At 51.1% G+C, this 15,992-nt stretch carries 15 protein-coding genes; all 15 read right to left on the bottom strand.

What is annotated here, in order from left to right:
* Positions 1-2: 2 nt before the first annotated feature.
* The 15 genes from FDX14_RS09290 to FDX14_RS09220 all read right to left on the bottom strand — a co-directional run bounded on the left by FDX14_RS09290 (position 3) and on the right by FDX14_RS09220 (position 15,979).
* Positions 3-356, bottom strand: coding sequence for a hypothetical protein (locus FDX14_RS09290; protein WP_137349400.1), 354 nt, complete (start codon positions 354-356; stop codon positions 3-5).
* A gap of 13 nt (positions 357-369) precedes the next feature.
* Positions 370-1,803, bottom strand: coding sequence for an integrating conjugative element protein (locus FDX14_RS09285; protein WP_137349399.1), 1,434 nt, complete (start codon positions 1,801-1,803; stop codon positions 370-372).
* 11 nt (positions 1,804-1,814) lie between these two features.
* Complete coding sequence (locus FDX14_RS09280; RefSeq protein ID WP_137349398.1) at positions 1,815-2,807, bottom strand: TIGR03756 family integrating conjugative element protein; 993 nt, start codon at positions 2,805-2,807, stop codon at positions 1,815-1,817.
* Entirely contained in the window at positions 2,804-3,205 is a 402-nt protein-coding gene (locus FDX14_RS09275; RefSeq protein ID WP_032191401.1) for a TIGR03757 family integrating conjugative element protein, read from the bottom strand. Before FDX14_RS09275 ends, FDX14_RS09280 begins: the two co-directional genes overlap by 4 nt.
* A gap of 304 nt (positions 3,206-3,509) precedes the next feature.
* Positions 3,510-7,307, bottom strand: a complete 3,798-nt coding sequence (locus FDX14_RS09270) for a YobI family P-loop NTPase (protein ID WP_137349397.1) — start codon at positions 7,305-7,307, stop codon at positions 3,510-3,512.
* A gap of 127 nt (positions 7,308-7,434) precedes the next feature.
* Positions 7,435-7,818 carry an acetyltransferase gene (locus tag FDX14_RS09265; RefSeq protein WP_137349396.1) on the bottom strand — a complete coding sequence of 128 codons (384 nt, stop codon included), beginning with the start codon at positions 7,816-7,818 and terminating at the stop codon, positions 7,435-7,437.
* Positions 7,815-10,679, bottom strand: coding sequence for a conjugative transfer ATPase (locus FDX14_RS09260; protein WP_137349395.1), 2,865 nt, complete (start codon positions 10,677-10,679; stop codon positions 7,815-7,817). The genes FDX14_RS09265 and FDX14_RS09260 overlap by 4 nt, the downstream gene beginning before the upstream one ends.
* Positions 10,679-11,080 carry a TIGR03751 family conjugal transfer lipoprotein gene (locus FDX14_RS09255; RefSeq protein WP_033567154.1) on the bottom strand — a complete coding sequence of 134 codons (402 nt, stop codon included), beginning with the start codon at positions 11,078-11,080 and terminating at the stop codon, positions 10,679-10,681. The genes FDX14_RS09260 and FDX14_RS09255 overlap by 1 nt, the downstream gene beginning before the upstream one ends.
* Positions 11,081-11,526: 446 nt before the next feature.
* Positions 11,527-13,032: a TIGR03752 family integrating conjugative element protein gene (locus FDX14_RS09250; protein ID WP_137349394.1), complete on the bottom strand. Its 1,506-nt coding sequence runs from the start codon at positions 13,030-13,032 to the stop codon at positions 11,527-11,529.
* On the bottom strand, positions 13,022-13,957 hold the full coding sequence (locus tag FDX14_RS09245; RefSeq protein WP_137349393.1) for a TIGR03749 family integrating conjugative element protein: 936 nt from the start codon (positions 13,955-13,957) through the stop codon (positions 13,022-13,024). The genes FDX14_RS09250 and FDX14_RS09245 overlap by 11 nt, the downstream gene beginning before the upstream one ends.
* Positions 13,957-14,616 carry a PFL_4703 family integrating conjugative element protein gene (locus FDX14_RS09240; protein ID WP_033567116.1) on the bottom strand — a complete coding sequence of 220 codons (660 nt, stop codon included), beginning with the start codon at positions 14,614-14,616 and terminating at the stop codon, positions 13,957-13,959. The genes FDX14_RS09245 and FDX14_RS09240 overlap by 1 nt, the downstream gene beginning before the upstream one ends.
* Positions 14,613-14,969, bottom strand: a complete 357-nt coding sequence (locus FDX14_RS09235) for a TIGR03750 family conjugal transfer protein (protein WP_137349392.1) — start codon at positions 14,967-14,969, stop codon at positions 14,613-14,615. The genes FDX14_RS09240 and FDX14_RS09235 overlap by 4 nt, the downstream gene beginning before the upstream one ends.
* A gap of 9 nt (positions 14,970-14,978) precedes the next feature.
* The gene (locus FDX14_RS09230; protein ID WP_137349391.1) at positions 14,979-15,365 is read right to left on the bottom strand and encodes a TIGR03745 family integrating conjugative element membrane protein; all 387 of its coding nucleotides are present in this window, start codon (positions 15,363-15,365) and stop codon (positions 14,979-14,981) included.
* 30 nt (positions 15,366-15,395) lie between these two features.
* Positions 15,396-15,638 carry a TIGR03758 family integrating conjugative element protein gene (locus tag FDX14_RS09225; RefSeq protein ID WP_016190712.1) on the bottom strand — a complete coding sequence of 81 codons (243 nt, stop codon included), beginning with the start codon at positions 15,636-15,638 and terminating at the stop codon, positions 15,396-15,398.
* Positions 15,638-15,979, bottom strand: coding sequence for an integrative conjugative element protein, RAQPRD family (locus FDX14_RS09220; protein ID WP_101862488.1), 342 nt, complete (start codon positions 15,977-15,979; stop codon positions 15,638-15,640). The genes FDX14_RS09225 and FDX14_RS09220 overlap by 1 nt, the downstream gene beginning before the upstream one ends.
* Between the last annotated feature and the right edge of the window lie 13 nt (positions 15,980-15,992).

Raw genomic sequence — 15,992 nt, 5'->3', positions numbered from 1 at the left:
AATCAGCCTCCCATACCGGAAAAAACGGAGTACTCGCAGACCAAGAAGAATAATGTGCTGGCGCTGGCGATGCGCAGCAGTGGCCGACGATATTCCGGCCGAAAGCCCGGCGCATGCCAGATTTTCCACAGCCCCCACCCGACTGCACAGTAAAGAACCAGCCGCCATGCCAGCCAGCCGTAGCGCGTTGCATGCATCCATCGTTTCAGAGACGCCACGCTCTCCGGATGACGCATCCCGATATCGGCCAGCCAGAGTCCCACGGTCATCATCAGCGCCAGGAGCAGCAGATATAGCAGCCCAACTTTTAACCCTTTTCCTGTTTTACGCAGCAGGTCGCGATGACTGATGTTCATATTCACAGCGTCCTTATTCTGCATCCGGGGTATCGAGCTTCTGGAACCTACTGTCGGCATTGTCCGTCTTCTGAATCATCGGGTTTGTGCCGACACGTTCGTTGTCCCGCTCGATGATGGTCAGTACCGAGTTCCTCGCCAGCTCTCGCTTAAGGTCCATTTCATTCTTCAACGCCATGATTTCGCGATCGAGTGCATCAATCCGGCGAACACCATCTTCCAGCGCGATAGGTTGATCCTGAGCATTTGGCTCACTCATACCTGTTGTCAGCATCCGGCGCATCAACAGAGCGGTTTCGACCGTATCAGACATGGCAAGCTCACTGGCGAGACGAACTGTCAGTGCAGTATTATCCGGGTCACGTTGCAGTGCCTTAATGACATTGGCCGTTACCGGCAAACCACCCGTTTTCAGCTTCGCCAGTTCATTAGCCGTGGGTTTTACGGCACCATTAACCAGTTTCACCAGTTGCTCTGTATTGTTCTTTGTGGCTTCTTCCAGCATCGGGGCAAATCCTGTACCAGCAACGGATAGACCGGGCTGATCATCGGTATCTCCACTGGTGCATTGCGACGCATTGCTGCAGGTGCGCATTGAGCGATCACCAAGAACTCTCACCACGGCTTGTGCAGCTTCTTCAGCATTACTGAACTTACTGCAGGCACCACCGTTACAACTGGTGCTACTCACGGTTTCTGAACTTAGTACGTTGAGGCTGTTCATCATGTTGTAACCAGCAGATGCCAAATCATAGGTCGGCCGGATCGCCTTCTGCCCTTTTCCTCCTCTTATCTGACCACCAATCCATTTTTTGCCAGCGGTTCCATCTGCATCCTGATATTTTTGGTCTGCACGTATTGCGTCCGTTTCCCCACTATTGACTAGCGATTTATATTCTTCAGCTATAGCTGCCTGGCTCCACTTGCTGGTATCACTGAAATCCATCATTTTCTTCGCCATGTTCTGGCAGTTCAGTTGTGCTTTGTCGAACGAGACATTCGCCTGCAGTACACCGTTGGTCAGCATGTCATACAGTCCCGGATTGGCCCGCTGAATAAGCATTGCCGGCAGGCTGGCCACCGCGCCGGTTGCCCCCTGAATAACGTCACCCATCAGGTTTTTAAAACCATCGGTTACGCCGTTTAACTGGTTGCCAATTGTGGTTTTGAGGTCAAAGTTGCCGCACATCAGGTCACTGCTCCACCCCACATCCAGACCCATTTTCTTCATATTGCTGCGCGTCGCCGGCTGCGATATCACCGATCCACCGCCCAGGGTATAAAACAGCTTGTCGGATACCGCGCCGTCCACAGATTTGCCATAGCCAAAAGCGCTGTCATTAACCTGTGGTAGCGAAATTTCAGCCCAGGCAGGCAATAGGGTACCCACAGTTCCGGCAAGCAGTAACACTGCGCCAGTCGCCAATTTCAATGCTTCGATGTTCATGTTTTACCTCGTCAAAAATCAGTGCTGCTCAGGAATCTCTGCCCCATACGCTTGCAGCAGCTGTAGGGCTGCCACAGCGCAAAGGCCTCGTTATTATCAGTAGCCGCGCGGTGGCTCCCGTCCGGAAATACCGCGCAGCTTTGAGTCATCTGAGGCGCCAGACGCTGCCACTTATGGTTCTTAGTACCGGTGTTTTCCGTGACTTCTCCCGGTGGCCAGTACCCGTCGCGGCGGGTCCCCTTCAACTCCTGATAAACGTGCGGCTGGCCTGTCCGGGTGATAATGTCTGCCACACGCTGTGCCACCACCGCCGACGCTTTGTCATCATCGGTCTGGCTGACAAACCCGGAGCGCGGGTAGACGTTACCCCACATGTTGCCGGATGCCTGGCTACCGATTTCCCGTCGACCGGGGATCAGTGCCTCGGGATAAAGCGATTCCGGTACACCCGTTCGCCAGGCAATCGAGTCCAGCGTGCTGAGGAAATACGGCATCAGGGGAGTGGCGGCGCTGTCGCAGGAATACCCGGCGATACTGCCACCGATAAGAGACGTGGCCGGATGCCCAATGGCATCGGCGTATTTGAAGCGAATACTGGATTTACGCTGCCCCGGGTTCTTCATATCTGCCGGATTAGCACCGCCGGCAGTTACCCCTGACAAAGCACCAGTAACGGCATTTTCCAGCCCGCCCGCCGTCTGGCTGACAAAAGCCATCTCTGTCCAGGGATTTCCACCGGGCGCAACGTAAGTTGAAACCACCGCTTCCGGAATAAAATGGGTGACCTTTACAGAGGTTTTTACGGTGCAGCCGAATGCAGTACAGAACAGCCAGTAGCAGATACCGCTTACCCGCCAACTAATGCAGTCCTGCGTCACTGCACTGGCCACTATCTGTGCCGTATTCAGCGCAGCAAACGCTGCAGGTATTGACGCTGTGGCCAGAACGGTGGCGACAGCGGCAGAGCAGAACGTTTTTCTGAGTCGGGAAGGAGGCTGATTCACTGACCACCTCCTGCCTGCAGCCGTAGTGCCTGAGCCCGCGCTACATCAGTTGTGCCATAAACCACTTCCCGGTCGTCAAAAACGACAGCGGGCAACTTGCGGATACCAAGTTCCCGGGCATGCACTACCTGGCGATATGCCGTGACCAGTTGCTGCTGCTTTTGTTGCCACTGAGGGGAGGACATCACCTGCCTTGCCTGCATTGCTGCCAGCTCAGGGTCAGCCGGAAGCTGGCCAAACACTTTCGCCTGCAGGCGTTCAGGTTCATCCAGCAACACAACCACGACATCCGGGGAAAGATTTTCAGGCAAGTGCTGGCTGTCGGTATATACCACCGTGCTGGCCAGAACGGACACCGGCAACAATGACGGCAGAAGGAGAAAATTGCGTAATTTCATTAGGGAGACTCCATCAGACTGAATCGTCTGACAGCGTGCTCCCCAACGCTCAATAAAACATCGAAAAACTAAAAACCCAAAAATAAAAATTAATTACTGGTGTTACGCTGAGCTTGCCTTTTACCAGTAAATGCCATGTCCTGCTAATTACATCTGCTAATATAGCCGTTCCTGATACCTCTATACTTGCCATTCATGAGCATGTAGCTGCCGTAGGACAACATTTTTGTAGCGCTATTCAGATGCAGAACAGCTCCTTTTCTCCCGTCCGCATAGAAACGGGAGAAGGCAGTTGCCCTTATTCTCAATCAATGTAGTTCTCATCCTCTTCATAACAGCAGTGTACGTGATATTTGCCTGCTTCCCGAAGTGACCATTTCTTAATAAGACCAGCTTGCTGTAAAGCAGACAGGAATAGCTCCGCTTGTTGACCATTACTGAGATTCAGTGTTGCGCTTTTTTGATTAAATATCTTAGAGAATTCTTTTTCTTCAAGCCTGCCCACCAGACGTGCGATCTCCACTCGACTGCGATAGCCATTTTTTAACAGCCTGACTATCAGATTCATGGAAAAATTATCATCAGTAGAAAGCGCAATTATAGCGAGTAAACCTTCGTTAGAGATAGTTAGCTCATCAAGGAAGGACTCATGGTAACGCTCACGGTATTTGAACAGCAGCGTGGCTTTTTCCGAAAAAGTGAAGCTCTGGGAGTTATGAATAGCAACCAACATTTCCTCAAGAAAAGTATCGTCATGCTCATCCCGAAGATAATAATCTGTATCGGAGAAAAAGGTTTCTTTAAATTGAGAAAACCACAGTACAAATGGTTCAATACTTCCCTTAGCAGTATCCGAAATGAAACATTGCACTGCCTGTTTAAAGGATTCTGTATCCAACTCTACTTTGCTATTTTTTATCAGACGCAGAAAGTTGTCCAGGCTCAACCGTTCATCCCAATGATGAACATTAATATAAACTGGTTTTAACACTGAGAAATATGCACTATCACTAAGTTTATCATTGCAAATAACCTTCATATAAAGGAGATCATAGCGTTCCCCATCAACCAGGCTCACTTCCTTTTGGCTCAAAACCTGAGCATGCTCTTCAATATACTGGGTTAATACCTCAAGGTTGCACCCTTCGCAAATATAATTTAATAAAGCATCCCATCCCGGCGCTACGCGATCGTAGCGGTAGAACAGATCATGGTATGATAATTCATCCATATCAGCATCAATATGCTCTGGAAAATCATGTAAATCCACCACAGTGAATTGCATCTTTTTCAGCATACCAATTTTAAGATCATCACTTAAATTTGGGTGAGTAAGCACCGATACAATAGTCTCACTACTTTCCTTAGAGTCTATAAATATTTCCCGAACAAAAATATCGATATTGTCATTCACGTACTCTTTTACACTGGATAATTGGTACTTCTCCAGTAATGACCATGGCAACTCATCTACCCGATCGCAAGGTATATTTTCATGTTGTAATAATCCAGCAACGATAACTCTGTAATTTTTCTTATCCAGAGTATACATCTGATTTTCGGCGATAAAGGTTAATGCCTGAGTTTCAGAGGGAGTGAACGGCAAAGAAATATCCTGATAAATAACACCCAGCAGTTTGATATTATTAAGAAATGGTTCAAGATTGCTACCTTCTACAAAAGAAATCAAACTAAACCCTTGCTCGACAATAAATTGTCGATAATTTTCCTGATTGGCTGATACCTCAGGTGAGATTAAAGCTACCATCTTCGTAACAATTGACGTGACGATACTGCTGCGTTCCTGTTCCTCAATCACCGCGATCATCTTATCCAGATAGCGGCTATCTCCCAAGGAAAAGACCACTAACCGGGTAAAATAATCGGCATCAACAAAACAGGATTCTAATACATTAAAGATAGCCAGAATATCCGTAGAGGTTTTCTGGAATATCATCGCAACCATCTCAGACAAATTTTTTGTGTCAACGCTATGACGACTATCAAGCAATAGTGCTACGATTTGATGGTGGATAGCACCAGCTCGATATTGATAACGCTGGCCAATCAATTCCGCCAACACATCTTTGGGGTTGTCCAGTAAAAAATTCTGGTTTACTTCTTCACAACCCATATGACGACCAACGGCTTTGATATAGTCATTATCATTAACAGAGATGGTTCCCTTATGAAAGACAGACCGGAACATCATAAAATCTTGCATGATATGACCATTGGTCAACAGGTAATAAAGAGCCTCTAAACCGCCAAAGCGGAATCCATTGCGGATAGTTTCCAGCTGTTCCAGGTCAATAATTGTGCGATCATCACATTTTTCAATATAGACTTCAGCAATCTCCTTAAATCTTTCCCAACCAATCAATTTTAATAATTCGGCCAGTGAGATGGAATTCCGAGTACGAATACTTTCCCTAACCTCCTCAATTTCACTGACGGTCTTTTGATATTCTGCTGCTTTATCTTTGGCAATAACCTTAGCTCTTAGGTTATATTCTTCTATTATGGATGAATGGGTAATAGGTTGGTAATTATTAGAATTATAATTACCATAACCCACATAAAGTTGTGATTTCCTACTAAAGAACTCAATAAAATTTGTTTCATTGTCACATAAACTTTCAGCATGAGTCATATAATGACCATTACTGTAATATTGTTCGGAGCTAAAATGCACAATAGGCCATAATTCAGGAGCAATAAATCGACTGACAAGCTGCTTCCGTAATTCCTTATCAGTATTTGCAGATTCTTTTTTTATCTCCACCAACTTATTATTAAGTTGTTCTAATTTTTTATCCAAACTAATGAAATAGCTTTCATGCAGTTTACGCAACCGATAATCGTGGATGAATGAATATAGAACACCCGATTTTTTATCTATTAAATTATAATCTTGTGCGTAGATGTTCTTATAAAAGATAAGTGAAAAAATCTTCGCCTGATTCCTATTGTCATCAACCACCTTCTTGAACAGATTGAACTCATTGACAATATTTTGCAAAGAGCGCATATCACTTATATACAATGACATCTGCTTAAGAAGCGCCTGCTCATTGGCCGGAAAATCATTTAGTTTGTTTTTTAAATGAGTGTAGGCATTCCGGGAATCCATCACCGGGATCACAGGTAAAATAAAATCAAAAAATTTAGTCCGGATATCTGCACCAAGGAAAATATCATCCCGGCAGGCATAGACAAATCTAACCGGCTCACCCTGGATATTATTATTAACTATCTGGTTAATCTCTCTTAGCTTAACAAATACTTCGGTGTTACCTAACCTGTCTAAATCCTCAAATACCACAATTTTATGTTGTGAACGGGAAAAGAAATAGACAATCTCATCCAGGCAGTTATTAAGCAGTGAAGAAGCATCCTGGGATGCCATATCGGCACTACCCTGAAGAAATGCTATCTTGCTAAGCTTGATTTTCTTATCAAAAATACCAGCTTTGGAAGCAGCCCGAACGATAAAAAACAAACCAACTGTTCCCATAAAAGCGCTAAATACCAACCGTGCTGGATAAGCATCAATGATCGTATTTAGCGTAACTTCATCTACGCTAAATAATGACAGGATTTTTTTAGGAAACAGTGCCACAGCTAACAATAATATCGGCCCAACCACTGTTAATACAGTAGCGAACAGAGAAAAAATGTGTTTTTTATTTCTATTCTGAATCCGATCAATACGTGAATCAGGAAGATTATCTTTATTTTCCTTGTACAGGATCTGCTGGAGTATGCTTAATTCAATCTCTACGTTCTCTGATTCCGATTTTTCACTCTTTCCTGATAAGGAAAAATCAGCAAGTGACACATTGATAAAATCTTTTTTAAGGCGAGATTTAAGATAAGAAAGAATAACTGTGCTTTTACCTGCACCATAAGGTCCAGTAATAGCAATATTTTTCACATCTGATTTGGAAAAAGCAAAATCCAGCGCATCAAAATAAGGTTCAACACTGCTATCAGTAATTATTTTCGGCGTTAAGGTATCATAGACTCCCTGTTGTTCATTAATCGAAGCACCAGTTTTTTTTGCTGACCAACAGCCTTTTATTACATCCAATAGAGCCATACCAATTCCTTACCATTGACTGACTTGGTTCCTAATCACCTACCCGGTATTTCTCCGCCAGTCCGCCGCCATTGTCGCCTGATAGTAGGCCAGTGGAGAATGGCCAAACCATCAAGTTATTTAAAATTTAGTCTAATATATCACCTAACCAAAGCACCAGATAGAGCATATCGGCCGCGTCCGTCACGGTAATATACCAGCGGGGATGTTCATACTCCTCCTCTGCTGGCCAGCTTCCCTGCCCACTAACGGTGATAAGAATATTAACCGCTCTGCGGAGTCGGCCCTCCACCGTAATCGCCACACAGCTGCTCAGGCCCACCCGATGAGGGTGACAGGTAACGGTCACCGGGCCATTCAGTCGATTTCGGATGTGTTCGCTCAGACGTTGCAGATTAGCCTGCGTCACCACTGACATCCTGGGTTCCCCTTGCGGGGGCAGGGTGAAAACAGTGTTATCCGGATTGTCGTTACCGCAGACACAGGGAATCGGATACTTCAGCGTCATCATGGTGCTGTGCTCTCCTCGTCGTGTGCATCAGTCAGTCCGCGCAACCGGTCCAGTTTACGGGCAATCAGCTTCGCCGCGTCCAGTTCGCTACAGTGATGCTCACGCATAAGCGCCCGGCGTTCTGCCTTTTCCTCTTTCTCCGTCATGCCCAGCGCGAGATACAGACTGGGGGGAACAGCACGGAACAGCGCCTCAATACGTTTGGCCAGCACTACCCCTTCGGTATAGCAACCTGACAGCTTGCGGGCGGAAAGTAGCACGGCTTCCTGTTCAGGTGTGAGTGCGCGGAACCGGCTGATATCTTTCACCTCTTCCGGTGGCATGGTGAGGCAAATCCACCATTCCGCCATGTTCAGCATTTTCTCCGCAATATCCGGAAAGTCCTTCAGGTTCTGCGTGGCCAGCCACAGCCAGGCCCCCAACTTTCGCCACATTTTGACCACTTTGGTCATATACGGCGACAGCAGTGGATTAACCGTCACGATATGCGCCTCATCCACCGCGAAGACAATATCGCGGCCGAGATACTGGTCCCGCTCCGCAATATTGTTAATCATGTTGGTCATTGACACCATGGTCAGTGCCATCTGCGCTTCATAACCCTCACGCGCCAGATGACCGAGATCCACCAGGGTCACATCCGCTTCCGGCCACAGCTCACCCTCGCGGTTAAACAGCTCTGCCTCAAAGCTGCCTTCCTGCGTGAACATCCCCAGCGCCTCCGCCATCTCTGCAGCTTTCGCCTTACGCTGGGCATTACGGACATTCTGCCCCTCATCGCTGTCATCACCGGCAATGCTGTATAATGCTTTCTGCAGGTCAGAAGGTAGCATCTGCCTCCCTTCTTTATAGGTTGCATGCGCGGCCATCAGCAGTGCTTCACGGATCATTGCCCGGTCGGCACGCTTCATTTCGGCTTCTTCTTTCGGATCGCCGCCCGTTATCATCATCCGGGCTGAAATCTCCATCTCACCGAGAATATCCCGCTTATCCTCGTCTTCACCCTCTCCATCGCTGTCAGCATCAATATCGGGGAGGTCGCTTTCATCAACGGCATGTGCTGCCAGCCCTTCTTCGACAAGTTTGTGCGCGTCGGCAAACGGTGGCAGGCTGACACCACTACCCGGTTTAACGCTTATCTTGTTGACAGAAAGCCCAAGGCTTTCAAAATAATCAGCCTGCAGGCCAAAACTGTTACCGGCTTCAGCGATAAACAAACGTGGCCGGTGAACCGCCATCAGTTGAGAAAAGGCATAACACAGCGTGGCCGACTTACCTGCCCCCGTCGGTCCGAACAACAACAGATGAGCATTCTGGGTACGATCATACTTGTTCAGTGGATCAAACGTCAGAATATCTCCGCCACGGTTAAAAAAGCTAAAACCCGGATTGCCGGTACCGGTTTCCCGCCCGGTAACCGGCAGCAACCCCGCCAAGTGTTGTACCCAGGTCAGACGGGTGTACCAGTGTTTTTTATCGCTGTCCGGGTTAAAGCACATTGGCAGCGCCCGCAGCCAGGTATTCAGCGGCCCCACCTCAAATTCCGGTCGAACCGGCTGCAGACCGGCCCCAAGCAATACGGTGGTCAGATCAAGACGTTTACGCTTAAGATTATCCATATCATCGCCGCGCAGCAGGAAGGTGATCCCGGCACGATACAGCTTATGCCGGTTTCCCAGATACTCTTTCACCGTTTTCACATCCTGGCGGACACGGCCGGATTCGGTATTCTCCCCGACGGCATTTTTCGACAGACGGTTAAATTGTTCCTCCAGTCGGTCCTGCGGCTGCACAACAATCGTCATGCACAGCAGTGTCCCTTCCGGAAACATGTCCATCAGCGCGTTGATTTTTTTCTCACCGCGGGCCTGCTCACCGGTAATGGTACCCGGCTCTGGTGGAGTACGCAGTCTCTCAACCGGCAGCGCACAATGGGGTTTATTATCTATCCACCATACGCCGTTCTCCGGATCCGAAACGGGTGGCGTAAACCACAGCGTTTCAGCAAAATCATTGCTGACCGGTGCCACGCCCGCCGGGAAGTTGCGCGGATCGGCATACGCCGCCTGATGATACAGTGTGGATTTCTCCACCCAGTCCGGAGACGGATTAAACAGGCGCAGCAGCCAACTGTGAACCTGCAGGCCGTTCTGGCGGGTACAACGAATACCGGCCCCGCCAAGCGCACTGACCACACGTTCACACGCCTGGTTGAGCATCGCCACCGGCGGCATCGGGTCCCGGGACGCGGACGTCCCGATCCAGCGATAAATCACCATACGGGTGCGACGCTGCTGGCCGCGCCACGGCTGACCGGTGATCAACGCATCGGTAAACAGCCCTTCCGGGCGCGAGATACTGCGGATATGACGTGCCATTTCACCCAGCCAGGCTTCCGTAAATGCCGTGCGCTGCGCATGCGGTTTCACGTAACCGCGTAAGTGGTCCAGATACGCTTCGGCATCATCTTCATCCTGGCAGAAGAACTGCACCACCCAGGGGTTCTCGTCATATTCATCAAAGCTGTCCTGCAGGGCATCTTCCACCGTATCGCGGATCTGCTCCAGCCTGTCATCCGTACGTCCTTCCGTGGCCACTGGCGTCACATCATAAACCGCACCGACGGAGATACCGTCCTCAAGCAGAAGACACTGCTCTTCATCCAGGAATTCCACCCACGGCAGATAATCAATGATGGACGGGTTGGCGTGATACACTTTTGACTCTTCCTGCCGGGTCATCCGGCCCGGTCGCGTCAGTGGCTCCCGGCCATGAATAACCAGAGGAGAAACCTCCCCCTCTGGCTGCCCTGCCGTATCATCGGGTTTCACTTCATTTTTACGGCCGAAAAGAGAAAACATTATAGCGCCTCCGTACGTTCACCAGGCATCGCATACTGTGTCTGGCTGTAGAAAGGAAATACGGTGCTGTAGCCAGGCACTGGCGTGTTGCCGCCAGCCAGATGGGGATACAGGTACATCACCATATCCGGGTTGGGCAAACGGGAGAATTGTTGTGAAATTTCACTCTCCTGCGTGCGGCTGTAGCTGCGATCGTCCTGTGTACCTTTCCGGTGTTCATCGTCGGTTAACGGGCGGCGCAGTGCATCCCTTGCAGCAGTAGACTGTCGTGCTGTTCCCCCCTCTCCGTCCGCCCCGTTCCACAGTTCAAGCATGGTATGCTCGCCAGTTGGCAGCATCTCCTCTTTTGTCGTTGAACAGCCGGTTAGTAAAATAACCGTCAGAATAAAAAGGCAAACCAGAAAAACGCGGTACGGAGGCTTTATCAAAGAAAAGCCCGCGTTCTTTTCCTCCGGCACAACGGTGGACACGACCACATCGCCCTGCAGGCCCAGCCGGGTCGTCTTACATGAAATCAGCTCAAAGGAGGCATATTCAGGGCGGCAGAAAAGAATGTCTGTTGTCTGAAACAGTGACTCCCGGATACCATCAGACTCTTTCACCAGTGGACCGGCAATAAACGTGTCGTTCTCAACCGGAATCATCTTGTATCCGGCACTCAGATCCAGCATCAGACTCGCATCCACCCAGAGCAACTGAGCGAACGGTGCCAGACTCATCACCTGTTTTGCTTCCTCCATGGTGTCAAAATGACCGCTGGTGAACTGGATCCCCCATTCACCCTGTCCGCGAAACAGCCAGGTCAGGGTAAAACCCTGTGTGACATTCTGATTCATCTTCTTCCCCATCAGTCCAGACCGCCGTTGTCACTGACCCCACCTGGGAGGGTGAAATCGTAGCGAACCCTGCGACCGTTATCTTCATAGTCAATGGCAAGCTGGCGGGTAATATGTACGGCCAGCTTCGCACCCGGTGGTACATAAATCGCATCAAACGTCTGCCCGTAGCGCTGCTTAACCCAGTCAGTGGTCTCACTCATGCCACCTGAGAGGGCTTTCCCCAGCGCCGCTTCGCCAGCATTGCCGGTCAGCGTGGATGAAATCCCGTTAACATTGTTCTGCGTGGTGTACTGCCCCTCACTAAGTGCTTCCCCGGCGGTGCCGGCAGCGGAGAGCGCAAAAAGAGTCGGCAGATACGTTGACGCGTTAGACTTGCGGGTACCGCTGATACACGGAATACCGTCATTATCCGAAATCCAGCCGATACCGCCGTCTGTACCGGTTTTATTCTGCGTATTGCCATTACCGGTGTTTTTCCCACTGGCATCTGGCTGGGGCACAGTACGGACCGTACCGTCAGCAAAAACAAAGGTGATGCTGTTCACCTGCCCACGAACGCAGGAGAGTGTCCAGTCGCCACTGGCGCTGCCGGAGACAATCGCCCCCTCCACATCCGGCAGTTCAATACCATTGGCCGTGAGGTTATCCTTACCAATCAGCACCTTGAAGGGGTACGGATCGGTCACAGTGCCATTAATCGGAATGCGCCCTAACAACGCCGTCATTGCCCGACTCCCCACCAGGGTAGAGTTTTCCGGCAGGGTATAGACGGGTTCAGCGCTGTCCTGCCCCCCCTTCTCGTTCGTGTGGCCCTTAACCTGCTGCTCATAGGCCGCTTTCTGCCGGGTCAGAGGGTTGTTGTCCAGAAAGGAGGTGGGAAACTGCGGTGAAGCCTTACCACTGGCAGCATCGCGTGGATCGACAGCTTTTTGATCGCCAGGCGTCACCCACATCAGTCCATCATCACCCCGGGTGGCGGTACCAGAGGTGCTGCCACCCAGACCATCCAGACCGAGGCCCAGTGGAATATCGCTGTCAGAAGCCGGTTTTACGCCTGCGGAACCACTGCCGGTAGTTTTCAGCTGTTCAGACAGAGCCTGCACTTTTGCCAGCAGGCTGGTCTGTTCGTTCTGCAGTTGCTGCTGGCGTTTGTCATACTCTTTACGCAACCCCTGCACAGCCTCGTCAACCTGCCCGGATACATTAGTGCCGCGCTTACGCAGTTGCTCATTCTCTTTCAGCAAATCGGCATTCTGTTTATCCAGTGTTTTCTGGCGATCGCGAACGTCGTTCAGCCGACCTATCAGTGTGCGCAGAGTGTCTTCCGGCGTATCACCTTCCACTCCGAGCGCCTTAAGCTCATCCTGTGAGAGATTTTTCAGTACTGTCGTCACATCACCCGATGAATTCTCTGGTGGTCGCTCTCCTTTACAGCTTTTCAGGCCCACAGCCAGGCCCGCCACCACTACTGCGGGAACAATAAATTTCACCATGGCATTGGACTTAATCTGCATGGCTGACCTCCTTCTTCGCGGTACGAACAGCCTTACGTGCCACGGAAGGTTCAGCGATGAATGCGCTCTCCGGCCGCGTGCCCGTCACGATATAGGCTGTGGTGGTATCTTCCGGCGTGCCCACCGGCCCCAGCCAGCGGTGCTGGAACGTCGCCGCCACAAACTGCCCCTGAAGGGCCCGGGGATCCAGTACAATCCTGCGACTGGCGGTGTTTTGCAGACGGACTGCCACGACGGCGCGATTTGCCACGCCCCACGCGGCCAGCGGCGTGGCCGTTATGGCTTCAGACGGATACAGTGTTGTCAGGCGTTTAGGCAGATGCGGATTCACCGGGCGGATGCCCGGCACGGCTTCTACCGTACGCAGCGGCGCGTACAGACTTTGTGCAGCATAACGGGTCAGCAATACCGGGATGGGAGCGCTGTACTGTACCTTTTTACGCTTCGCCTGCGTACCGTCATCACTTCCCGGCTGGACGCTGCCGCTGCTGTTTTCCGCCTGCCGACGGGTATCGACCGTACTGCTTACCGTGTTCACCTCGCCGCTGTAGACCAGACGAACGGGCTCGAAAGGGCCTTTTTCACCGGCGGTGACATCGAGAAGAATAACCTCGCCACTTTCCACATCCTGCAACTGCACCCGCGTCTGAGGAAAAGCGCTGTCGGCCTTCAGGTAGACAGCTCCACCGGTGCTCTGCACACGCAGCTTACCGTTGAGTGCCGGAGGAAAACCCACCCGGACGTTTTTATCCACAAATACCACCCGTTCCAGCCCCACCTGCAGCGGGATTTGCAAAGGGATACGCTCCCATTTCATAAATTCATCAGCCCTGGCCGGCTCGCTGTTCAGAGAGACCAGCGGCAACAGCAACAATGACAGTGACAGCGCCATCAACCCGGCGCGGGTATCATTACGGATCTTCATTACTGAAATGCTCCTGATTTCGCGGGGATTTCCGTCGGCAATGCCGCCTCCAGACGCTGCGGTACACCGTCATAGCAGTCCAGCGCCAGACCAAACGGATTGCGTTCAGCATCCCCTTCCCAGCGCACCACTTTCAGTGGATAACGGACCAGGGCGCGTTTTACCGGTTCAGCATGAAAATACTCATCCGCCACCAGGTCGAGACGAACCACCCAGTTATCTCTGCTGATAACGCTGACGCTCTTCGACTGATAACCCCGACCGGGAATTTCATACACCACACGAACACGGTCAGTCAGTTCGCCAGCGTTGCTTCTTTTCCGGGCCTCGGTATTCAGATAGTCCTGGCAACCCGGGGTCAGATAGGCTGACAACGCATGAATTTTTGCCGGATAATCCACTTCACCATTTTTCGGCCAGGCGTTGAGCTGCTGGAAAATATAGAAGGCAAAGGAATAAACCGATGACGCCGGTACTTCCCACCAGGGTCGGGTACTGCCGGTACGTAAATCAGGTGGGTTATGGACAGTCAGTTTGTTTGGGGCCAGCATCCAGCCGGCGCAGGTGATTAACAGGAAAAAGGCCAGTACACCGCAGGCAATACGCAGTGTCAGAATATGCTGATCCCGGTCTTTGACCGCATGACGAAAACGGCTCATTTTTCTCTCCCGGTTCGTTTCAGAGACCATCCCCGGGCATCAACGATCAGTGTCGGGTTGCCCAGGCTGTGACGACGTTTGAACGCCTCCAGCCGCTGCCAGATATAGTTTTCCGGCTTGCCGCGTTTAATGCGGCTCAGCCACCGGCCACCGAAACCGATAACCAGTAACGGTGCCAGTAACATGCAGGTTGGGATAATGACCCAGCCGACAAGAGGAATAAATGGCAGAGACAGGAGCAGACCCACGCCCAGACCGGCCAGGGCGGCAAGCCCCATCTCCGGTGTAGTGAATCCGCGAAACACCACCGGTTCACTGTTCAGACGGTCAGGTAAAAAGCGAATGGTCTGCATGGGCCCGCCTCAGAGAATAATTTCGGCGGACTTGCCCAGCAGCCAGATAACGGCAACCAGTAACACCACACCCACCACGATGATGGAGCCAAACTTCGTCCAGGTGGCCTTCTCATTCCGGACCTCAGAAAAAGTATGAACTGCTGCAATCGCCACATTAATGAACGCAATGGCGGCTACTACCAGCCCACCAATAACAACACCATCCTGCAGATAACCTTTGATCTGCCCCATCAGGCCACTGCCGCCTCCTGATTCAGGAGCTTCTACAGTGGGCAGGTCAGCAAATGCGGGTTTACAGATCAGCCAGATCAGAAGCACCAGCGTGAACGTACGGTTAATAACGCGGTCAATACCACGACGCACGCGGGTGGCAACAGACGCAAAGTGATACATAAATTTTTCTCCAGAAATTGATTAATTAATTCAGCTGGCAAACATCCAGATACTCACAACCAGCAGGAGCACGGCCCGGATAGCAAAGCGACCCAGCGCAGCATTCCGAACTTTCTCGTTACTCCAGCCGGTCCACACATCGGACAGTGCCCATGCGGCCCACAAAAACAGAAAGGCCAGCAACACACCGATGCAGACCAGGTGCAGAATGCTGACCTCGACATTGCCGGAAGCCGCTTTAAAGGCGGTGGATTGTGCGGAGGTCATTCCCATCAGGGACGCTCCCGACGATAATTGCCGCTGACAGATGAAGCCCGGGGCTGGGACCGGGATGGCTCCAGATAGCGGTCAATACCGGCACGAATGGTGTTTAAATCGGATGTGGCCTGACGGTAGTCAAAAAAGAAACGCCCCTGCTCAGCAGGATCGGCCTGGGCCGCCGCTACACGGGCACGTTCAAGCGAGGCCTGCACCTGATCCAGCTGGCGCTGGGCTGAGGCAAGCTCGTCTTTTTCTGCCGCCTGTACAGTCGTAGACAATGTGGCCAACAGCAACAGACCGGTGATGCCCGGTATGCAGGCAATATATCGCCAGGCCGGACGGGGATGGTTCATACGCACCTCCTTG

Source organism: Citrobacter sp. wls710 (assembly GCF_005281115.1).
Classification (GTDB): Bacteria; Pseudomonadota; Gammaproteobacteria; order Enterobacterales; family Enterobacteriaceae; genus Citrobacter; species Citrobacter werkmanii.
Note: the sequence above shows the minus strand (reverse complement) of the source record. Positions and strands in the feature narration are given on the sequence as shown.